Source organism: Neobacillus canaveralius (assembly GCF_047237705.1).
In the GTDB taxonomy this organism is placed as follows: Bacteria; Bacillota; Bacilli; order Bacillales; family Cytobacillaceae; genus Neobacillus; species Neobacillus niacini_K.
Genome location: NZ_JBDFLL010000002.1, coordinates 165,213 through 187,500 on the forward strand (window position 1 = coordinate 165,213; position 22,288 = coordinate 187,500).

Below are 22,288 nucleotides of genomic sequence, written 5' to 3' on the forward strand. Positions count from 1 at the left end.
AGGCTGCTTGGAGTAAATCCAGGCAGCCTTGTTTTTTATAGCATTATGCTCGTAATTGCCGCTGTTAGTAAGCTTACGAGTGTCGCCCCATATAGTAATTTTAATCCAAACTTTGCTACTTGATTTCCCTTCGCCTCATTAAGACCCTTCACTGCACCCGTAATAATTCCAATCGAGGAGAAATTCGCAAATGATACAAGAAACACAGAAATAATGCCAACTGTGCGACTTGATAGAGAATCTGAAATCTTCGCTAAATCCATCATCGCCACAAATTCATTTGATAATAATTTGGTGGCCATAATCGTACCTGCTTCGACCATATCGACTGCCGGTATTCCAACGATAAATGCCAGTGGCGCGAAAATATAACCTAAGACCATTTGGAAGCTAATTCCAAAAACAGCTTCAAATATATGGTTAATCATACTAATTAAAGCCACAAAACCGATTAGCATTGCTCCTACGATAATAGCTACCTTGAATCCATCCATAATATATTCCCCAAGGACTTCGAAGAAGGTTTGTTTTTCTCCTTCTTGAATCTCAATTATATCTTCTTCCGGTGAAACCTCATACGGATTAATAACGTTGGCAATCATGAAACCGCCAAATAGGTTCAGTACCAAAGCGGTAATCACATATTTCGGATCAATCAGCGTCATATATGCCCCTAATATTGAGGCAGATACTGTTGACATCGCTGATGTGCATAATGTATAAAGGCGGTGATCAGGTATATAAGGGAGCTGTTTTTTTACAGAGATAAATACCTCTGATTGACCGAAAACAGCAGAAGCTACTGCATTATAGGATTCTAGCTTACCCAGACCATTAACCTTACTTAATATAATCCCAAAATAGCGAATAATAATTGGAAGAATCCTGATATGCTGCGCAATCCCGATTAAAACGGAAATAAACACGATAGGAAGCAGGACATTTATGAAAAATGGTCCAGCACCTTCATTTGCCATTCCTCCAAAAACAAAGTTTATTCCCTCAGCTGCGTAGCTTAAAAGATGATCGAACACTGTAGCGACAGCTGTAATAATCACAAATCCAGCCTCAGTATTAAGCAGCAAAAAGGCAAAAATCAGCTGTAATACAAGCATAGTGACAAGCGGTTTAACCTTAATTTTTTTCTTATTGTTACTAGCAATATAGGCTAGCAAAAAGATGATAATAATTGCTGCTAGAAAAAGCAAATACTTCAAACATATTCCCCTCCTATTCTTGATGTTCTATCAATCATGTAATGTAATGAGATAGAAAATACTATTAATTTCGACAAATATCGACATTTCTAGAATCACAAAAATGAGTATAATGGTACCGTTTACTTCTGTCAATTGAATGAAAGATAGTAGTAAAATTCAGGTTTTTCACTTTTTTATTATTCCATCCGTCCTTTTTCTTACTCTTAACAAAAAAAATCCACCCGATAAGGGTGGATTGGTTTAATAAATGATTCTCTATTTTTTTTTGGTTTCAATAACTCGTTTCATTGCTTGAATATGCCCCAAGTGCAAATTCTCGTGGAAGAGTGCAAAATTTATGAGCTCCCCAAAGGTTTCCTGACCAAGGAATGGCTCTTTCAACTTAACGCTTAAGTTTTCAACAGGAATTTCCTTCATTCTATTTAATTGGTCTTTTAACTGGCTTACTAAGACAAAGACTGAAGGAACATCCCCTTTCCAGTCAGCTGGTTTCGTCCCTCTTGAAAATAGCTCCATATAGTTTGCTGGTAAATGGGTTGAATTTTTCGGAAGACCAAATAGCAAAGTCTCGGTAGCTGTTAACACATGTCCAATATGCCAATGAATGGTGTTGTTAAATCCTTCAGGTTGTACGTCGACTATACTCTCGTCAACTACATCCACATTCTTGATAAAGAAACTTCTTGTTAACTCCATATTATTAACCAAAAGTTCGCTCATTCTATTATTCCTCCACTCTTTTTTCTATTTCAATTACATTTCCTCAGGCGCTTCAATCCCTAATAATCTAAGCCCTTCCTTTAGAACTACTGTCACAGAATAGACAAGTGCTAAGCGGGCTTGTTGTTTCAAACCATCTTCTAGAATTTTTACCTCGCCATAATATTTATTAAAGGCTTGTGCGAGGTCCACAATATATTTGGCAATTTGGGAGGGATCAAACTGTTCATACGCTCTTTTAATCGCATTTGTAAACTCAGTAAGCAGACTAACAACCTTCCATTCTTTTTCCCAGGATGGAGATGTTGTTTGTACAGTATCTTCTGGTTTCCAGTTTGCTTTACGTAAAATGGAACACGCCCTTGCATAAGTATATTGGACATAAGGCCCTGTTTCTCCTTCAAAACGAAGCATTTCTTCTAGTGAAAATTCGATATCATTCATTCTAAAATTCTTTAAGTCATGGAACATAACTGCCCCTACCCCCACCTGTCTTGCTACTGTGTTCTTGTTTGTGAGGTTAGGATTTTTTTCTTCAATATTATGTCTTGCCATTGCGATTGATTCATTTAGGACTTCCTCTAATAAGACGACCTTCCCTTTTCTCGTTGACATCTTCTTTCCATCTTTAAGCATCATCCCAAACGGAATATGGACCATCTTACTAGCCCATCCGTATCCCATCTTTTCTAACACAGCAATTAACTGTTTAAAATGAAGACTCTGTTCATTACCAACCACATACAGAGATAAATCAAAGTCATAGATTCCTTTCCGGTAAAGGGCGGCTGCCAAATCACGCGTTGCGTAAAGGGTAGCTCCATCAGATTTTTTAATTAAGCACGGAGGCAATTCTTCGTCTAATAGTTCAACGACTTGAGCCTGGTCAGATTCTACTAGCAATTGTTTTTCCTCTAGAAGCTTGACAACAGTGTCCATTTTATCATTATAAAAAGCTTCTCCTGCATAGGAATCAAATTGGACATTCATCAATTCGTAGATTCTTGAAAACTCTTTTAAGGACTCATCACGAAACCACTGCCATAGCGTTGCAGCTTCCTCATCACCGTCTTCAAGTTTTTTAAACCAGTTTCTACCCTGTTCCACAAGTGATGGATCACGTTCTGCTTCATCATGGAACTTAACATATAGCGTTAGTAATTCCTTAATAGGGTTCTGTTTGACCTTTTCAGCTTCTCCCCAAAGTTTATACGCGGTAATGAGCTTACCGAACTGAGTGCCCCAGTCCCCAATATGGTTGATTCTGATTGGTTTATATCCGCATTTTTCGACAATGAATGCTAAAGAGTTACCAATGACGGTTGAACGCAAATGGCCCATCGAGAAGGGCTTTGCGATATTCGGGGATGAAAGGTCAATAGTTACAGGACGGTTATTGCCAATATCTAAAGCTCCATACTTCTCCTGCTGATGGATAATATCAGCAACCGTATCTTCGGAGACTATTTTTTTATTTAAGAAGATATTGATATATGCTCCCACCACTTCTACCTTTTCGATCGTGGGTGATTTGATTTTTCCACTTAACTCTTGAGCGATAATAGTTGGCGATTTTCTCTTTAGTTTTGCTAGTGTAAAACAAGGAAAGGCTAAATCACCATGCTGTTGATTTTTAGGTTTTTCAATTATCACTTCCAGGTCTTTCACGTGGATTTCCTGGTCTAGTACTTCAAATAATATCTTTGCAAACTCCTGTTTATACTTCATTTTTTTGACCTCCAATTTATCTCTTTGGCTGTGTTAAATTGGGCTGTTGATTTGCGCTCCAGGCGCTACGCTTTCCGCGGGCTCGCCCGTGAGCCTCCTCGGTCGTCCCGACCTGCGGGGTCTCACTCAGCTCGTTCATCCCGCAGGAGTCGAGCGCCTTCCGCTCCAATCAACAGGTTCTAAAATCAACAGTATTCTGTAACACAACCATTTCTTTAAAACAAAAAACTCCCGTCTCTATGTTGAAGAGACGAGAGTTAACTCGCGGTACCACTCTACTTGTTCTAAAAGAACCAGCTTGGCTTGTTAACGGAGGACTACTCCGGTTTGCCCTACTACTTTTCAGGCAAACATCTCAAAAGTGCGTTTCATCCTCTGTTTCGTATCAGGCTCACACCATCCCTGACTCGCTTTGACTTCCCAGAGAACTACTCTCTTTTTCACTGATTTTTTCCGACTTGATTGTTGTTATTATACTGGATAAAAAAGGATTTATCTAGTGGAAGCTGATTATTTTTCAAATTGGGCATCCTACCCACAAAGGAGGGATAACATGGCCAGAAGAAATAGAAATAAAATTCTCGTCCCTGAGTCAAGAAATGGACTGGACGCATTAAAAGCAAAGGTCGTCCAGGCACAATATCCTGAAGACGCCAAATTTGAAGCCGCCGAGGAGGTTGGTGTTCCTTTAAAGAAAGGTTACAATGGCCAGCTCACTTCACAGCAAGCCGGTAAGGTCGGCGGCAGATTAGGCGGAAGCATGGTTCGTGAGCTTGTCAAAATGGCACAGGAAAATATGGCTAAAAAAAGGTAAGCAGTGTACTCCCACTGCTTACTTAAGACCCTGTGGATCGATAGTGCCTGACTCCAATCTGCCAGACGAGAAAACAAGGAAGAATAAAAAGGCTGCCTGCCAGTGGAGTCAGCATATAAAGTATCTCATCCCCATTTGTTTTTCCAAGAATAAACATTAGCGGAAGGTAATTTACGGTGCCAAAAGGGATGACATAGGTGAATATTCGGGCTACCCATTTTTGATAAATATTTAATGGGTATTGAGCCATCTCTCTGCCTCCATCTGTAAAGATATTCGCCACTTCCAGCCCCTGCACGGTCCAAAAACACATTGTTGCAGCAAGTATATAGATACCTGTGAATATTAATACCCCGCTAGTAATCATAAAAAAAAGGGTCACTGCCTTTACTAAGCTCCATTCTATGGGTAGATTAGTCAAAGCCCAAATGAGAACGATACTACTTTGAAGCAGCCTGCCAATCCGTGTAAATTCAAATTTTGACCCAAGGACTTGAAGGAAGGTACTTCGTGGTCGTACAAGAACTCGGTCAAAATCCCCCTTAATGATTAAACTCGAAAAAGTATCAAATCCGCGTGCAAAACACTCGCTTAATGAAAATGCCAAATGAATTACAGCAAAACATAGTGCCACTTCAAAAAACTCCCAGCCCTTTATTTGCCCAAAACGTTCAAACAAAAAGTATAGTCCCGCAAAAACAGAGAAAGGGATGAAAAACTGCCCAATCGATAAAAGCCAAAATGATGTACGGTATTGCATTTGTGATTTAAATAAAATAAGCAGATACTTAAAATATAGACTCATCTCCATCTATCCTCCCTGTACCACTACTCTTTTTAATACGCTGTTAAGCGCTAACTTCCCTAACCATAGGAGCCCAAGAAGATATCCAAGTTGAATAAAAACACCTATTATGGCGTCACTTTGTACGATATGTCCTGAATAAACACGGAATGGAAAATCAGCGGTCCAACGAAATGGCAGGACATAAGCAATTTTTTGCAGCCACAAAGGCATTAGCGGGATGGGAATAATCAATCCAGCAAAGAATTCTCCGGTAACTCCGAATAATAAAAGTGAGCCCATTGGAGATAAAGTTATAAAAACAGAAATATATAAGAACATCGAAATGGCTACTAAGAGTAATAAGCCTAATAAAAGAGTAATAACGAATAATATGAAGGTTATCGTATTTGGAGGCAGTGTCATGTTGTAGGGCTTTGGTAAAAAGAACGCCACCAGTAAGATGGGATAGCAGCGTAATAGCGCACTCGATAACCGCTGTGCGAGAAGTTTTGCGTACCAAAATCCATATAATTCGGTTGGCCGGCAAAGTTCATAGGCAATATTGCCGCTTGTTATAAGATCAAATAATTCGTTATCACGAAACCAAAGCATGATAAACGCAAGGAACGCCTGCTGCAGCCATATATAAGTGATTAGCTCTTTTAAGGATATCGGCGGTGTTTCAGTGGTGAATTGATAAAACGCTTCAAAAACCATAATCGAAATAAATCCCCAGAAGAATTGGGTCGCTACCCCGGCCAGTGCAGCAGACCGATACTGCATACCAATTAACAGCCTTAGTTTTAGGACCGAAGCGTATACTTTCATATTTGGAACTCCTTATAAAGCTGGACGATAATATCTTCGATTGGCTGTGATTCGATCGTCACATCTAATAGGTCCACCTTTGTGGATAGTTGTGTAATAACATCCGAGGTTAGGATTTGTTCTGTATCAATGCTTAGGACAGCATGTTCCGGAGACCAGTGGATGATGGATGTCCCAGGTATATCTATAGAATTGGTATTTTTACGATAGTCTGCAGTAATCGTTTTATGCGTTCCAAAACGTTTTCTCAATTCCTCTAATTTCCCATCATAAAGCAAACTGCCTTTACCAATTAAGATCACACGGTTGGCTAATGCTTCTATATCATTCATATCATGGGTCGTTAAAACTACCGTTACGCCCTTTTCTTGATTTATAGTTTTGATAAACTGGCGGACCGCTATTTTCGATACGGCATCAAGTCCAATGGTCGGTTCATCTAAAAATAGAATCTGAGGATTATGTATAAGGGAAGCAGCAATTTCACAGCGCATCCGCTGTCCTAAACTAAGTTGCCTGACCGGAGAGTTTATGATGTCTTTTAATTCTAGTGTTTCGATGAGCAAGTCTAACGTAGTTTTATATTCTTGTTGTGGGACGTTGTAAATATCCTTCAATAGTTCAAATGAATCGATTACCGGAACATCCCACCAAAGCTGGGAGCGCTGGCCGAAGACAACCCCAATATTTTTAACATACTCGACCCGTTGTTTCCAAGGTGTAAAGCCCATGATACTGCACTTTCCCCCATCAGGAACTAAAATGCCGCTCATGATTTTAATCGTTGTTGATTTACCAGCACCATTCGGACCAATGTAACCGACAATTTCACCAGGTTCAATCGTGAAGGTGATGTCTTTTAGAGCCTCTACAATCGTATGCTCCCGGTAAAAAAGGGACTTGGTGGCTTGCAGCAAGCCAGTGGAGCGCTTTGCCACTTTAAAGGATTTCGTTATGCCTTCTACTTTTATCAACTATTTCCCCTCCTTTTTGTCACAGGGGAAAATAATACCACTCCAGATGGAAAAGTGTCAAGAATTTTCTAAATTGTTTTTTTGTAGCCACTTTTTCCAGCTCAGAATGTACGACTAATATTTACTTTGATTGGTGTAGTATATAGAGGCCTGGAAAACGATTAGAAAGATTATAGCAAAAAATCATAAAACTCCTCTTAGTTTGGGACCGAACCTCATAAAAAAAAATGGATACCTATAAATTCGGTATCCATAGATATTTTTATTTTTGGTCTATCAATTTTTGGTATTGCTCAACGATTCCTTTGAACAATGGAGATTCTGGCTTAAGTTGAGTAAAGTCCTGAATAGCTGACTCTATTCCTTTTTCAGTAATAGTTTGTTGGACCTTAACCGCTTCCTCATCCCCTTGGAAATCGTATAACAAAGCAGCAGCAATTCCCTTTAATAGATAAGTTGGTTCCTTTCCAACAATGTTCAAATATTGATTTGCAGGGCTTACGAGACGGTCGTTTGCTCCCAGTTTACGGATTGGTGAACGGGCCACCCTCGTTACTTCATCAACAATATAGGCATTAGAAAAGCGCTTGAGTATTTTTTGTATATAATTTTTGTGGTTTTCTTGATCAAAGCCATATTTTTTAACTAAGAACTCGCCGCTTTCCATTAAAGAACCTTCAACTAATGAGCTAATTTTAGCATTATCCATTGCACTATTAATAGTGTCGACACCAAAATAATAGCCAAAATAGGCGGCGAGCGCATGTCCAGTATTAACCGTAAATAGCTTTCGCTCAATATACGGTACTAACTCATGAACATATGTAATTCCGTTAATCTCCGGTTTTACACCAACAATCTTAGTCTCTTCCACTACCCATTCATAAAAGGGCTCAACTTTTACCATTAGCTTATCTTCATTGATTTGGTTCGGAACAATTCTGTCAACAGCAGAATCAGGAAATCCAAAGCGGCCTTCAAATTGAACTCGTTCCTCAGTTGCTAGTTTTTCAAAAACCTTTTCTTTTAAAAGTGAACTGCCGCCAATCATATTTTCACAGGCGATGATATTTAGCGGTTTATCCGATACAGCAACCCGCTTTCGCAAACCCTCTGCAATTAAATTCGCAATCAATGGAAGAATGTTAGGTCCGATGGCTGTGGTAACAAGATCCGCCTCAGCAATAGCTGCAATAACTTCTTCTGGGTTTTGTGCACTATTAATCGCTCTTACATTCTCAACCAAGGTCTCCTCCTGAGAGGGTTCTGCCAAAACCACACGATATTTTTTCTTTTCATTAAGTAAATTTACAATCTCACTATTCACATCAACAAAGCAAGTTTCATAGCCTGAATGAAAGAGTAAATTCGCTATAAAGCCGCGGCCGATATTCCCGGCCCCGAAGTGAACTGCTAACATCTTAGTTCACCCCTTCAAAAATTGAAATGATCTCATCTGCAGACTGGGCTGCGACAAGCGTATCAATATTTTCTTCTTCAGAGAGGACAATGGCAATCTTAGAAAGGATGTCTAAATGTTCGTTATCTTTCCCAGCAATTCCAATCAGCAGCTTAACGGTATTACCACCGCCAAAATCTACACCCTTGGGAACTTGAACAACCGAAATTCCTGACGCTTTTACAAATGGCTTTGAATCCTCGGTACCATGTGGAATGGCAACAAAATTACCCATGTAAGTAGAAGTTAGCTCTTCTCTTTCAAGCATTTTTCCAATATAGCTAGGGTCAACATACCCATTATCAACAAGGATACTGCCTGTTAATTTAATAGCGTCTACTTTTGAACCAACTGTTGCATTTAATAAGATATTTTCGGATGATAGAATTGAATTTGACATATTTATACACTCCTTATTTCCATTAATTTCTCGTTAAAAAGTTGATTAAATCTTGATGTAAGCAATGTTACTATTCTGTCCTGATTATTTGACTGAAACACAGAAATACTTTCTTCGCTTTCAATTAATACCGAGCTTAAGTAGCTTAAGACTTCTAATCCTCTCTCAGTTGCTTCTTCAGGTGATAACATTAGGAGAAGAACCTTCATTTCCATTGATACTTGATCCATACCAGCCAATACTAATGGTTTACTCATAGTGTAGATGGTGAAGCTAGGTTTAATCACATGGGTTGACCGGGCATGAAATAATGCCATCTCAGTACCTGGGATTCCCAGTCCCCCTATTTTTTCTCTCTCAACGATAGCTTCCACAACTGCTTCAGTGTTGTTTATCTGGCCATTCTCAAATAATTTCTGTCCAGCAAACTGCAAAATTTTATCTATAGAATCCAAATGATTTACTTCCATTACCTTAAACCCTTGAAGAATCACTGTAATTGCCTCTGCATATTCCTTAATGCTATTCATTTCTTCTATAAGTTTATATACATTTTTCTCCCCATAACTATGAATTAAGGGAATAGAATAGTTTTTCTCGGAACGAGTATCAATCTTGTATTGGCTGATAAAGCTTCGAATCTTTTCAATTTCATCTTTTGTTAAGATAGGGCTGACCAAAATATAGTCCAAGTGATAATCAGGAATAGGAATTGTTGAAATGATTAACGGATAATCATAGGTTTTCATTTTTTTAAATTCCATCACTGATACATTTTTTATATCCTGCAGTTCAGGAAATTCCTTTTGTAATCTAGTGGCCAGCATTTTCGATGTCCCGATACCACTTGAACAAATAACTAATGCTTTTAATTTTATAAGTTCCTTACTTCCTTGGATGACGGCTCCAAAATGCATAACGAGATAGCCAATTTCTTCATCCGGTACATAAAATTCAGGAAGCACCTGTTCCACAGCATCTTTGACGATTGAAAATAGCTCTGTATAGTCCTTCTTGATTTTATCAATTAACGGATTGCTAATTCCCATTTTTTGTTTAATTCGATAGATGGCTGGCTTGAGGTGCAAGACTAGGCCTTCAAATAGTGAACGGTTCCCTGATAAATCAATTCCAGCACGATTGCCGACCAATTTAATTAAATTCTTAGTTTTAATGGCAATTTGAAAGCTTGAATCCTCGATTAGAAATTCATTATCATGCCGCAGCTTGGCACCCTTTAAATGCATTGTAATATAAGCAATTTCAGCATTCGGAATCTTAATTTTAAAGACCTGTTCTAATTCGGTGACAATCTTCTCAGCGAATTTATATTCTTTAGATAGTTGCTGGGTTTCAAGATAGTCTTGATTGATGTTGATTCCTTCACCCTTTTGGATTCGTTCAACAGCCAGTGCCAAGTGGACGACTAAACCTATATAGGCACTGTCAGCCATCGTAAAAGGCAATTCTTGAACGATTGACTCGACAATTTTTTCAACAATTACTAGCTTTTGCTTTTCAACTAGTCCTAATAGTCTTTCAGATATCGTATTGATCTGTTGGGTTGAACGTTTTTGGATATTTTCTCTGGCGAGTGAAAGGATTTCGGACTCATCCAAGTACTCAGAAATGAGGTTACTCATTGCTCTTCGCTTAGCCCCCTCATCCCCCTCGATTTCCACACCATAACCTCTTTTTCTAATAAGCGACAATCCGAAATTTCGTAATCTCTCTTCTAGTTTTGTTAAATCTGAACTAACTGTTGCAATGGTGACATTTAGATCATTGGCTAGTCCGAGCAGCTTTACTGGTCCATTTGATTCAAGGAGCTCACACAAGATAATCGTTTGTCTTTCATCTGGAGTATATTCAGTATGAAAGAGATTGAATAAAAACAGCTCTAATTCGTGTATTTTATTTTTATCTCCAGCGACTTGAACACCGACACCTGATTTTTTTTGTAAGGTAAGACCGTATTCCATCAGGATATCCTCAACATTTTTCAGATCACGATGAACGGTCCTACCACTCACACCAATTTGGTCTGCGAGGTCTTTCACGGTGATTTCATCTTTTTCAGTTAACAAGATTTCAAGAACTTGCCTTTCTCTTGCGGAAATATACATTGCCCTCACTCCGTGTTAGGTATAGAGTCTTGGTTCACCACTTTATAATGTTGCCAAAATCAAATAATTATACCTCTTAATTTTATTTTATCCCCACTCGAACCCTTATACAACAAGACAAAAAAACAATTTAGTCATTTTGATTGTTGACATAATTAAAATAACAAGAGCCTAACTTATATCAGCTAGGCTCTTGGTGGGATTATTTCTTTAAATTATTGATAAGTTCATCATATTTTGGACTATTTAAGAAGTTTTCTACAGAAATATGTGTTGCATTTGGTAGTTTTGCTTTTGCACGATCAGTTAGATCCTTGTGGGTAATTACAACATCTGCATCTGCTGGCAGACTGTTAATAGCCGTGTTAATAACCGTTACGTCTAATCCTGCCTTTTGTGTTTTGTTTCTTAAAATAGAAGCACCCATGGCACTCGAACCCATACCTGCATCACAAGCAAACACAATTTTATTTACATTTTCCGGATTAACAGAAGCTTGTGTAGTTAAGGCAGAAGAAACTGAACTTTTCTTACCTTTCATTTCTTCCATTTTCGCCGCTGCAGATGATAGGTCTTCATCTGTTGCTTTACTTGTTTTTAAGATTAAAGATGCTACTGCAAATGAAACGGCTGTCGCTACGAGAACCCCAGCTAATACACCAATGTAGTTACCTTTTGGAGTCATCGCAAGAAGGGCGAAAATACTACCTGGTGATGGAGCTGCTACAAGACCTGCATTGAATAAGTTAAAAGTGAATACACCACTTACACCACCAGCCATAGCCGCTAAGATAAGTGCTGGCTTCATTAAGATATATGGGAAGTAAATTTCATGAATACCTCCTAAGAAGTGGATAATCACTGCACCTGGTGCTGTTTGTTTTGCTGTTCCTTTACCGAATAACCAATAAGCTAGTAGAATACCTAAACCAGGACCAGGGTTTGTTTCTAGTAAGAATAGAATTGATTTTCCAGCTTCTGCTGCCTGATCAATTCCTAATGGACTTAGGATACCGTGGTTAATCGCATTATTAAGGAAGAGAACTTTTGCTGGTTCAATAAAGATATTCGCTAATGGCAATAAGTTTGCATTCACAATCGCTTCAACACCAGCAGCTAATGCATTACTTAATCCAGCAACAACTGGACCAATCGCTTTATATGCGATTAAAGTTAAAACACCTGAAATAATACCTGCGGAGAAATTGTTTACCAGCATTTCAAATCCAGATTTGATTTTTCCATGAACTAATTGGTCAAACTTCTTAATGGCATATCCACCAATAGGGCCCATGAGCATGGCTCCTAAAAACATTGGAATATCTGTCCCTACAATAACACCCATGGTCGCTGTGGCACCAACAACACCACCCCGGATGTCATAAACCATTCTCCCACCGGTAAAACCAATAAGCAGCGGTAACAAGAATGTGATCATCGGTCCGACTAATTTGGCCAAATCCTCATTTGGCCACCATCCTGTTGGAATAAACAATGCTGTGATTAGACCCCAAGCAATAAAAGCACCAATATTCGGCATGACCATACCACTTAAATAACTACCGAACTTTTGTATTTTAACTTTTACATCTGATTTATCTTTAACTTCTACTTGATTCATTTTTCTTTTCCCCCTCCAACTTATATGTTGAACTTTCTATCTTAATAGTAAAGCGTTTTCAAATTTGTATCAATTTATACAAAAATGCATTTTGTCATAATGATTGTTGACAGGATTAAAAATATGACAAAAAAAAGAACGGGCATTACTCCAATGAGAGTACTCCCGTTCCTACCGATTATTTATTCTGTCCCCTACTCAACTGTCACAGATTTAGCGAGGTTACGTGGTTTGTCAACGTCGCAATCACGGTGTAGGGCTGCGTAGTAGGCAATTAATTGCATTGGTATTACAGAGATAAGTGGTGTTAATAATTCGTGTACTTCAGGAATAACGAAGCTGTCTTCGTCCATGTTTAGTCCCTTCATCGAAATGATGCAGGTGTTAGCTCCGCGTGCTGCTACTTCTTTAACATTACCGCGGATGCTTAGATTCACGCCTTCTTGAGTCGCTAGTGCAATGACTGGCGTTCCTTCTTCAATTAAAGCAATCGTGCCATGTTTTAATTCTCCGCCAGCGAAACCTTCTGCTTGAATATAGGAGATTTCTTTTAGCTTTAAGGCACCTTCTAAGCAGACATAATAGTCAACACCTCGACCGATAAAGAAGGCATTACGTGTTACAGAAAGGAATTCTCTTGAAATATGCTCAAATAGTTCTTTTGAGTCACAAAGGGCTTCCATTGCACTTGCAATAATACCTAGTTCATGTACAAGATCGAAATTAACATTGATATTTTGGCTTTTGGCCGTTACTTCTGCTAATATCGCCAATACGGCAAGCTGAGCAGTGTAAGCCTTTGAAGAAGCCACGGCAATTTCAGGACCCGCATGCAGCAGCAGTGTAAAATCCGCTTCCCGCGATAAAGTTGAACCAGGAACATTGGTAATCGTTAACGTTGGATATCCCATTTCTTTTACTTTCACAAGCACAGCACGGCTGTCTGCTGTCTCGCCGCTTTGTGAAATAAAGATAAACAACGGCTTCTTGGTTAAAAGAGGCATGTTGTAGACAAATTCACTGGCAATATGCACTTCTACCGGAACAGTCGCGATGTTTTCAATAAACTGCTTACCAACAAGACCTGCATGATACGATGTTCCAGCTGCGACAATATAAATACGGTCAGATTCATTCACAGCAGAAATAATATCAGCGTCGATTGTTAATTGACCCTGTTCATTTTGGTATGCTTGAATAATCTTACGCATAACGGCAGGCTGTTCATCGATCTCTTTTAACATGTAATGAGGGTATGTGCCCTTCTCAATATCACTTGCATCCAATTCTGCAATGTAAGAAGTACGAGTAACAGTTTCCCCAGCAAGGTTTTGAATGGTTACATTGTTCTTTTTAACAATTACAACTTCCTTATCCATTAACTCAACGTATTCATTCGTAACTTGAAGCATTGCCATCGCATCGCTTGCAACAACATTAAAGTCTGTCCCTAATCCAACAAGTAATGGACTTTTGTTTTTTGCAACAAAAATCGTATCACTATTTTGTTCGTCCAATAACGCGAGGGCATATGAACCATGTAAAAGGGTAAGTGTCTTACGGAATGCTTCTAAAACGTCTAAGCCTTCGTGGACAAACTTTTCAATCATCTGAACGATAACTTCGGTATCAGTTTCACTTACAAACGTAGCATCAGCTAAATATTCGCGCTTTAAAAGATCATAATTCTCAATGACACCATTATGAACTAATGTAAAACGTCCAGAAGTACTCTGATGCGGATGGGAATTTGTTTTGCTTGGTACACCATGTGTAGCCCAGCGGGTATGACCAATCCCGATGTTAGCCATAACATCTAGGTCTACTATCTCACGCAAATCAGCAATACGTCCCTTTTCCTTAAAAACATGAACTCCATTTTCGTTCATTACAGCAATACCTGCTGAGTCATATCCTCTATATTCGAGCTTTTCTAAGCCTTTTAGTAAGATTTCTTTCGTATCTTTTAATCCAATATATCCAACTATTCCACACATTTTTTCTTTTCCTCCCTGATATAGGGGGCAAGAATGCTTTTGGAGGCTCACCTTGCCCCCTTATCTCTGTTTTTGAAAGGTATCTGTATATACCTTTTTACTTTTTCTTGCTATTTTTAGTATGCGCATTTCCTTCTCTTTGTGCACCAAGTTGCCTTGATGTTTTAAAGAAGAAACAATCGGTTGTGCGTTCAACCGGGAGGTATCCGCCGAACATTCGATAAACCTCCTCCTCGTCAACTAACCCACCTTGGTTAGTTCAGGCGCTTTAGAAATACGTTGTTATTTACTATCCTCCTTTTCCATATTTTATGCTTTTAAAAACAAGCAAGTTAATCGTAACTGATGTTCCAAAATTCGTCAACTAAATAATAAAAGGTAAAGATGTTTGACTTTACCAATTATATAATAAAATATGCATAAAGGTCCTGTTAAGTTCCCTTATGCATACCTATTTGTATCTCTATTCTTTTAATTCCATTTCTGCCTTTACTACTGAAACAATTCGACCTACATAGGATTCGCACAATTCTTCTGTTGGTGCCTCTGCCATTACACGAACAAGCGGTTCTGTACCAGATGGACGAACAAGGATACGTCCGTTTCCATTCATTTCTGCTTCTACCTGCTCTATAATCGCTTTTACCTTTTCATTATCCGTGACATGGTGCTTATCTGTTACACGAACATTAACCAGCTTCTGAGGGTATTTTTTCATATCTGCAGCTAATTCAGATAAAGTTTTCTTCGTTGCTTTCATAATATTAACTAATTGAAGCCCCGTTAATAAGCCGTCTCCTGTTGTATTGTAATCCAAGAAAATGATGTGTCCGGATTGCTCACCACCGAGATTAAATCCATTTTTCTTCATTTCTTCCACCACATAGCGGTCACCAACAGCTGTAGGAACACTTTGAATCCCAAGTACTTCTAGACCTTTATAAAATCCTAAATTACTCATTACTGTTGAAACAATCGTACTATGTTTTAGACGGGCATGTTCCTTCATATACTTACCGCAAATAAACATAATTTGGTCCCCGTCTACAATATTACCCTTTTCATCAATTGCGATTAAGCGGTCTCCGTCACCATCAAAGGATAGACCCACATCGGCACCCTTCTCTTTTACCATTACCGCCAGGGCTTCTGGATGTGTCGAACCAACTCCAGCATTAATATTAATGCCATTTGGTGAGGCACCCATCACCGAGATATCCGCATCCAAATCAGCAAATAAATGTGTCGCAAGAGAAGATGTAGCTCCATGGGCACAATCTAAAGCAATATGGATACCTGAGAAATCTTCATCCACTGTATTTTTCAAGTATTGCAGGTACTTTTGTCCGCCCTCAAAATAATCCATGACCTGACCAAGATTTGCTCCAACTGGTCTTGGTAATTGATCATCTGTCATATCGATTAATTCTTCAATTTCATATTCCTGGTCATCCGAAAGTTTAAATCCATCAGGTCCGAAAAATTTAATCCCATTGTCTGCCACCGGATTATGGGAAGCAGAAATCATTACTCCCGCCTCAGCACCCAGCGCTTTTGTTAAATAGGATACACCTGGTGTTGATATGACACCTAAGCGCATTACCTCTGCACCTATTGAAAGTAATCCAGCTACCAGTGCCCCTTCAAGCATATGTCCAGAAACACGGGTATCACGACCGATTAGCACCTTTGGTCTGTCCTTATCCTTTGTTAATACAAACCCACCGAAACGCCCAAGCTTAAATGCTAATTCAGGTGTTAATTCACTATTCGCCACTCCGCGGACGCCATCGGTACCAAAGTATTTTCCCATTATCAAAATCGCTCCTTATCATGTATACTGCTGTGTTTTATGCGTTTTCTCTCGTTATTGTAATTTTTGCAGACGATTTATCAGGTTGCCAATTTACATTCGGTGGTCCATCGACTTGAATCGGAACATTATGATTACCTTCTGTAAAACCTGTTAAATCAACGAAAATATTGAAGTTGTTTGGTCCAAGTCCTGTGGCTTGTGCACCTGTGCCAAAGACCAATAAATTTACTAATTGATTGGAAGGGTCATTAATTACCGCTTCATATTGTTCTGATAAACCCCTAATATTTATAGGGATACCTGATACAGTGGTCTCTTCCTCTTTTTTAACCACAACGGTGACCTCTACTGTTTCAGGTGTTACTTTCGTTATGCCATTTGAGATAATCACTGGTAAAGTAATCGTCGTATTTTCACTAATCTTACTTACATCGACTTCGACTCGGACATTATCAGTATCTTTTAGTACATCCTCTGCACCTGAAATTACTGCTTCTTTTACATTCAAGTCGATTGATTCAATCGTAATTCCTTCTTGTGGTGTTCCTTTTTCCACGATGTTAATAGGTACTGTTTTATCATTGCTTTTTATCGGAATAGTGACCTCTACTATGGCAGGCTCGACCACTACATTTAGTTTATTTAAGTCCTTATCAAGTACTTGTACCTGGGCCTCTTTTGAGACTGTGCTATCAAGAAGGTCTTTACCTTCAAGCGCCGCCTTTACATATGTAATTCGGTCGATTACATCTTTTGCACCTGTAATTTTAACCTTCTTAGGCTTAACAGTAGGTTGTCCCGCTGAATAACCGTCTTTTATCAAGTCACTATTAAATTCAGCCTCTACCGTAAATTCAGTTGTTACTTTCTCCTGGACTGCTACAGTTACAGAACTTGGCTTGATTGTTGCTTTTAACTTGTCAGATAACCCGCTTACTTCGAATTTAACCTTTTGATTACCTATATTGGCATTGGTTAGATCTACAAATACCTCGAAGTTTTTTAAAGCCTTTGCTGACTTAACATGAGGCATTGGACCTTCGATGGTTACTTCTACCGTGTCAGGAATTCCTGAAACTACAAGATTTTCGGTGTCATAATAAGCTTTTACTGGAATATCTGCTAAGGTCTCTGTGGTATTATCCCCTGGTACATTTATTTCTGTTGTTTTCCCCCCTGAATTTGGGACAGCAGAATAAAGTAGTATGGCCAATAATAACGCCAGTATTTTAATAAACCAGGGATTATCCATCAGTTTATCCATTATTTTTTCCCCTCCAGTTCCAACGAGCTGAAGAAGCCGGTTTTACTTTTGTACTTGTGATAATTAAATCATGAGAAATCAATTCTTTAAATGCGTCTAAAGTTAAATTTCGATGAAGCTCCCCATTTTTGGTTAAAGAAATATTTCCGGTTTCTTCAGAAACCACTACGGTAATACTGTCTGTGACTTCACTTATTCCTAAAGCAGCACGGTGTCTTGTACCAAGCTCCTTCGAGATAAAAGGGCTTTCGGATAAGGGAAGATAACAAGCAGCGGCGGCTACATTATTTTTTTGAATAATTACAGCGCCATCATGCAGTGGTGTATTTGGAATAAAAATATTTATGAGTAATTCAGAAGAAATTTTCGCATCTAGTGGAATACCTGTTTCTATGTAATCACTCATCCCTGTTTCCCGTTCAATGGAAATTAAGGCACCTATGCGCCGTTTTGCCATATAGTCTGTGGCCTTAACAATCGCTTCAACCATTTTCTCTTGTTCCTCATCATCAGGGCCATTAGTTCGTGAAAAAAAGCGTCCTCTGCCTAATTGCTCAAGGGCTCTCCGAAGTTCAGGCTGAAAAATAATGATAATGGCTAGGAATCCCCAATCAATCGCCTGCTGCGTTAACCAGCTCAGCGTATTTAGACCAAAAAACTCACTAACAACTCTTATAAGGAGAATAACAACAATTCCTTTTAATAATTGTACAGCTTTTGTTCCTTTTATTAGGTTTAACAGTTTATAAATGACCCACGAAACAAGGAGAATATCAACAATACTAGCTAAATACTTCCATATAGTAAAATCCTCAAAAAACGGCATTGTTTTTCCTCCGTAAATTTGTCTAACTAATAACCTATTTATTATAACATAAATTAAACATGTACTTATTATTAATCATTCTTAGACATATCATTAAAAAAGAAATCACTCCTATGAGTGACTTCTTACTATTATTCTTCACCTTCATTAAAGATATCAATTACCTCAGAAGCAATCCTTTTCATGTGATACCAGATCCAATCGAAGACCTCATTAACCTCTTCTATTTGTCCAGTTACATTTCCAGCAGAAGCTAAATACGGTTCCCCATTAATGACCGTGACATCGCCCTGTACTTCACCTTCAATTCTCAGCTCTCCGTTTCGGACGATGACATCACCTTTGACTACTTCTCCTTCCGGAACAATCACAGTACCGTTCTCAACAACTAAATTCTCTTGTTTTGTAACAGAAAATTCACGGTCTTGATTCCAAGTTGAAAATAGACTTCCTGTCATAAGAACTAAAAATAATGACGCGGCAGCAATTAACGGGTGATTTCGTAACCACCTTTGCATGCCAACCTTTTTCTTTTCTTTTGGCAGGCTGGCCATTACCTTTGCCGTAAAATTTGGCGGTGCCTGCATTCTTGAAGTTCCTTTTACAACCGCAATAGTCCTCTTATATTCATTGAACAGAGTCTCACAGTCCTTACAGCTTTTGAGGTGGTCTCTTAAAATCATCTCATTTTCTGGGTCAATTTCTTCATCTAAATATTCGTGCATTAACACAACGATTTTTTCATCACACTTCAACGTGTTCACCTCTTATCACACATAACGTAATTGTTGACGTAACGCCTCGCGCCCACGATGGATCCGCGTTTTGACTGTACCTAACGGCAAATCAAGAATTTCACTTATTTCATTTAAAGACAACTCTTCAATATACTTTAGAACAATAACAGATCTGTATTTTTCAGGAAGCTTCAAAATTTCCCTTTGAACGGAATCTTGAAGTTCAAGACTTTCTAACTCAATTTCTGGCAAGGGGGAATTGGATGCCAGTTGTGAGTACATCGTGAGGCCGTCCGTTCCCGAGACTTCCGCATCAAGATAGTAATCGGGTTTTTTCTTTCTTATCCTGTCTATACACAAATTTGTTGCAATCCGAAATAACCAAGTCGAAAACTTTAGATCCTGATTAAATGATTTGATATTAACATATGCACGGATAAAGGCCTCCTGTGCAATATCTTCTGCTTCATGGCGATTTCCCAGCATTCGATAACCTAGCTGATAAATACTATTACTATAAATCTCAACAATTTCAGCAAAAGCATCTTGATCGCCTTTTATTACCTGTTTAATTCTTTTTTTTATAAGGGCTTCCATCTATTTTTCTCAGCTCCAATACAGCTATACAATCTTACGAATAAATAGCAAAAAGGTTTCAATATAAATCATTTCTTTCTTACATACTTTTTATATTAACAAAAATTTACTATTTTGGATAAAAGGAAGCTTAAAAGTTTTTTACTGTGGGAAGGAATAGCGGAAGGAATAATAACAGCAGCTTTCATGGAAAGCTGCTTGAAATACTGATTATAGTAATTTTTCACCAAATAAGGAGCCCATCAATTCAACAGCCGCCCTTGCCGTTTTATTCTTTTCATCTAGTATAGGATTGACTTCTACAAATTCTGCTGAGGTAATAATCCGCGCTTCTTCAAGCATCTCCATTGCCAAATGACTTTCACGATAACTAATACCGCCCATAACCGGAGTTCCTACACCTGGGGCATCATTTGGATCTAAACCATCTAAATCTAGGGATAAGTGAACACCATCTGTTCTTTCTTTTAGATAGGCAATCGTTTCCTCCATCACTTTTGCCATCCCAAGTCTGTCAATCTCATGCATGGTGTAAACTTTTATGCCTCTTTCTTTGATTAAGATTTTTTCACCCTCATCAAGAGATCTTGCACCAATGATAACCACGTGCTCTGGTTTTACCTTTGGGGCATATCCTCCTATATTTGTTAAAGAACGGTGACCAATTCCTAGGCTTGCTGCTAAAGGCATACCATGTATATTTCCAGAAGGCGAGGTTTCTGCCGTATTTAAATCACCATGTGCATCATACCAGATAACTCCTAAGTTGGTGTAATGCTTGGATACACCTGCTAATGTTCCAATCGCAATGCTATGGTCCCCACCCAAAACAAGCGGGAATGAACCAGATTGAATGACTTCATCTACCTTTTCTGCAAGTAGTGTACTTTTTTCAGCTACGAGATCTAAATTTCTTAAGTTAGATTCTTTATCGATAACCACTTCTGGCCTTCCAATCGGAATGTCACCCATGTCATGAATTTCATTAAATAGTGGTTTCAATCTCTCATTTATCCCCGCATAACGGATAGCACTAGGTCCCATATCAACTCCACGTCTCATTTGACCTAAATCCATCGGCATTCCAATTATTGATAGTTTTCTCATACTCTACCTCCAACCCCTTCTTTACCTATATTTTAACCGCTTTCAACACAATGACTCAACTCGACAAGATTATGTATATATATACGGAGATATTTCTTTTTTTTTAAAATAAAAAAGCCTTAAATCAAAGTGATTTAAGGCGAAGTTTTTATGTAGTGTGATGGTTATTTTGCTTTCGCAAAAAACTTTAGTTATTTTCACAATCGTGAAAATATCTTGGTGGAGCCTAGCGGGATCGAACCGCTGACCTCCTGCGTGCAAAGCAGGCGCTCTCCCAGCTGAGCTAAGGCCCCGTATAGACTAGTATAGATAAAGACCCGAAGAGAAAATTCCTCTTGGGGTCAGTTTGTTAATAGATGAGCCATGAAGGATTCGAACCTTCGACCCTCTGATTAAAAGTCAGATGCTCTACCAACTGAGCTAATGGCTCTTGGCTGGGCTAGCTGGATTTGAACCAACGCATGTCGCAGTCAAAGTGCGATGCCTTACCGCTTGGCTATAGCCCAATGTTTAGGACATTAACTAGTTTGTCCAACATTTCATAAAAATATAACTGGTGGAGGGGGACGGATTCGAACCGCCGAACCCGGAGGGAGCGGATTTACAGTCCGCCGCGTTTAGCCACTTCGCTACCCCTCCACTTTATAAAAAAGTGGTGCCGGCGAGAGGACTTGAACCCCCAACCTACTGATTACAAGTCAGTTGCTCTACCAATTGAGCTACCCCGGCACATATGGAAAGTTATTTGTTTCACTATCGTGAAAAAATATGGAAAGTTATTTTCACTATCGTGAAATTAAATTGGTGGAGGATGACGGGATCGAACCGCCGACCCTCTGCTTGTAAGGCAGATGCTCTCCCAGCTGAGCTAATCCTCCGTATAATGGAAAGTTATTTTCGCTATCGCGAAAAAACTTTGGTGACCCCTACGGGATTCGAACCCGTGTTACCTCCGTGAAAGGGAGGTGTCTTAACCACTTGACCAAGGGGCCATATAGTAAATAAGAAGGTAAGCTTCCAAGCGGGCTCGAACCGCTGACCTCTTCCTTACCATGGAAGTGCTCTACCTACTGAGCTATGGAAGCATAGCCAATATTCATAAAATAAAAATGGCTCCGCAGGTAGGACTCGAACCTACGACCGATCGGTTAACAGCCGATAGCTCTACCACTGAGCTACTGCGGAACAATATAAAGCCTGGCAACGTCCTACTCTCACAGGGACAAAGTCCCAACTACCATCGGCGCTGAGAAGCTTAACTTCCGTG

General features: G+C 39.0%; 18 protein-coding genes, 9 tRNA genes, 1 rRNA gene and 1 other annotated feature (1 of these 29 running past the window's edge). Of the genes, 1 reads left to right on the plus strand and 27 read right to left on the minus strand.

Features of this window, described 5'->3' with window-relative positions; translation table 11 throughout:
- Nucleotides 1-35 precede the first annotated feature (35 nt).
- The 3 genes from ABC255_RS29070 to argS form a co-directional block, all read right to left on the minus strand.
- Nucleotides 36-1,217 carry a NupC/NupG family nucleoside CNT transporter gene (locus tag ABC255_RS29070; RefSeq protein ID WP_412998774.1) on the minus strand — a complete coding sequence of 394 codons (1,182 nt, stop codon included), beginning with the start codon at nt 1,215-1,217 and terminating at the stop codon, nt 36-38.
- 258 nt (nt 1,218-1,475) lie between these two features.
- On the minus strand, nt 1,476-1,940 hold the full coding sequence (locus tag ABC255_RS29075; protein WP_412998775.1) for a DinB family protein: 465 nt from the start codon (nt 1,938-1,940) through the stop codon (nt 1,476-1,478).
- 33 nt (nt 1,941-1,973) lie between these two features.
- Complete coding sequence (gene argS, locus ABC255_RS29080; protein ID WP_412998776.1) at nt 1,974-3,668, minus strand: arginine--tRNA ligase; 1,695 nt, start codon at nt 3,666-3,668, stop codon at nt 1,974-1,976.
- 243 nt (nt 3,669-3,911) lie between these two features.
- Nucleotides 3,912-4,121 (minus strand) — a binding site (T-box leader).
- Nucleotides 4,122-4,221: 100 nt separating this feature from the next.
- On the opposite strand from argS, the gene ABC255_RS29085 reads away from it, so the two are divergent.
- Nucleotides 4,222-4,482 carry an alpha/beta-type small acid-soluble spore protein gene (locus ABC255_RS29085; RefSeq protein WP_412998777.1) on the plus strand — a complete coding sequence of 87 codons (261 nt, stop codon included), beginning with the start codon at nt 4,222-4,224 and terminating at the stop codon, nt 4,480-4,482.
- Nucleotides 4,483-4,504: 22 nt separating this feature from the next.
- On the opposite strand, the gene ABC255_RS29090 is transcribed toward ABC255_RS29085, so the two are convergent.
- The 24 genes from ABC255_RS29090 to rrf all read right to left on the minus strand — a co-directional run.
- Nucleotides 4,505-5,287, minus strand: coding sequence for an ABC transporter permease (locus tag ABC255_RS29090; protein WP_412998778.1), 783 nt, complete (start codon nt 5,285-5,287; stop codon nt 4,505-4,507).
- A 6-nt stretch (nt 5,288-5,293) separates the two neighbouring features.
- The gene (locus tag ABC255_RS29095) at nt 5,294-6,097 is read right to left on the minus strand and encodes an ABC transporter permease (protein ID WP_412998779.1); all 804 of its coding nucleotides are present in this window, start codon (nt 6,095-6,097) and stop codon (nt 5,294-5,296) included.
- Nucleotides 6,094-7,071, minus strand: coding sequence for an ABC transporter ATP-binding protein (locus ABC255_RS29100; protein ID WP_412998780.1), 978 nt, complete (start codon nt 7,069-7,071; stop codon nt 6,094-6,096). Before ABC255_RS29100 ends, ABC255_RS29095 begins: the two co-directional genes overlap by 4 nt.
- A 262-nt stretch (nt 7,072-7,333) precedes the next feature.
- On the minus strand, nt 7,334-8,491 hold the full coding sequence (locus tag ABC255_RS29105; RefSeq protein ID WP_412998781.1) for a mannitol-1-phosphate 5-dehydrogenase: 1,158 nt from the start codon (nt 8,489-8,491) through the stop codon (nt 7,334-7,336).
- A gap of 1 nt (nt 8,492) precedes the next feature.
- Nucleotides 8,493-8,930: a PTS mannitol transporter subunit IIA gene (locus tag ABC255_RS29110; RefSeq protein WP_412998782.1), complete on the minus strand. Its 438-nt coding sequence runs from the start codon at nt 8,928-8,930 to the stop codon at nt 8,493-8,495.
- 2 nt (nt 8,931-8,932) lie between these two features.
- Entirely contained in the window at nt 8,933-11,056 is a 2,124-nt protein-coding gene (locus tag ABC255_RS29115; protein ID WP_412998783.1) for a BglG family transcription antiterminator, read from the minus strand.
- Nucleotides 11,057-11,258: 202 nt separating this feature from the next.
- Nucleotides 11,259-12,677, minus strand: coding sequence for a PTS mannitol transporter subunit IIBC (locus tag ABC255_RS29120; RefSeq protein ID WP_412998784.1), 1,419 nt, complete (start codon nt 12,675-12,677; stop codon nt 11,259-11,261).
- A 194-nt stretch (nt 12,678-12,871) separates the two neighbouring features.
- Nucleotides 12,872-14,674 carry a glutamine--fructose-6-phosphate transaminase (isomerizing) gene (glmS, locus tag ABC255_RS29125; protein WP_412998785.1) on the minus strand — a complete coding sequence of 601 codons (1,803 nt, stop codon included), beginning with the start codon at nt 14,672-14,674 and terminating at the stop codon, nt 12,872-12,874.
- Between the two features lie 463 nt (nt 14,675-15,137).
- Complete coding sequence (glmM, locus tag ABC255_RS29130; RefSeq protein ID WP_412998786.1) at nt 15,138-16,487, minus strand: phosphoglucosamine mutase; 1,350 nt, start codon at nt 16,485-16,487, stop codon at nt 15,138-15,140.
- Between the two features lie 37 nt (nt 16,488-16,524).
- Complete coding sequence (locus ABC255_RS29135; protein ID WP_412998787.1) at nt 16,525-17,754, minus strand: CdaR family protein; 1,230 nt, start codon at nt 17,752-17,754, stop codon at nt 16,525-16,527.
- Nucleotides 17,747-18,580, minus strand: a complete 834-nt coding sequence (gene cdaA / locus ABC255_RS29140) for a diadenylate cyclase CdaA (protein ID WP_412998788.1) — start codon at nt 18,578-18,580, stop codon at nt 17,747-17,749. The genes ABC255_RS29135 and cdaA overlap by 8 nt, the downstream gene beginning before the upstream one ends.
- Nucleotides 18,581-18,711: 131 nt before the next feature.
- The gene (locus tag ABC255_RS29145) at nt 18,712-19,335 is read right to left on the minus strand and encodes an anti-sigma factor family protein (RefSeq protein WP_412998789.1); all 624 of its coding nucleotides are present in this window, start codon (nt 19,333-19,335) and stop codon (nt 18,712-18,714) included.
- A gap of 15 nt (nt 19,336-19,350) precedes the next feature.
- On the minus strand, nt 19,351-19,914 hold the full coding sequence (sigW, locus tag ABC255_RS29150) for an RNA polymerase sigma factor SigW (protein ID WP_412998790.1): 564 nt from the start codon (nt 19,912-19,914) through the stop codon (nt 19,351-19,353).
- Between the two features lie 210 nt (nt 19,915-20,124).
- On the minus strand, nt 20,125-21,021 hold the full coding sequence (gene rocF / locus ABC255_RS29155; protein ID WP_412998791.1) for an arginase: 897 nt from the start codon (nt 21,019-21,021) through the stop codon (nt 20,125-20,127).
- A gap of 217 nt (nt 21,022-21,238) precedes the next feature.
- Nucleotides 21,239-21,314, minus strand: a tRNA-Ala gene (locus ABC255_RS29160).
- Between the two features lie 64 nt (nt 21,315-21,378).
- A tRNA-Lys gene (locus tag ABC255_RS29165) sits at nt 21,379-21,451 on the minus strand.
- A gap of 1 nt (nt 21,452) precedes the next feature.
- Nucleotides 21,453-21,527 (minus strand) — tRNA-Gln (locus ABC255_RS29170).
- 48 nt (nt 21,528-21,575) lie between these two features.
- A tRNA-Tyr gene (locus tag ABC255_RS29175) sits at nt 21,576-21,660 on the minus strand.
- 14 nt (nt 21,661-21,674) lie between these two features.
- A tRNA-Thr gene (locus tag ABC255_RS29180) sits at nt 21,675-21,750 on the minus strand.
- Between the two features lie 73 nt (nt 21,751-21,823).
- Nucleotides 21,824-21,899 (minus strand) — tRNA-Val (locus tag ABC255_RS29185).
- 39 nt (nt 21,900-21,938) lie between these two features.
- Nucleotides 21,939-22,013: transfer RNA gene (locus ABC255_RS29190), tRNA-Glu, on the minus strand.
- A gap of 20 nt (nt 22,014-22,033) precedes the next feature.
- Nucleotides 22,034-22,106: transfer RNA gene (locus tag ABC255_RS29195), tRNA-Thr, on the minus strand.
- A 25-nt stretch (nt 22,107-22,131) separates the two neighbouring features.
- Nucleotides 22,132-22,206 (minus strand) — tRNA-Asn (locus tag ABC255_RS29200).
- A 10-nt stretch (nt 22,207-22,216) separates the two neighbouring features.
- Nucleotides 22,217-22,288 (minus strand): 5S ribosomal RNA (gene rrf, locus ABC255_RS29205); it runs 44 nt beyond the window's last position.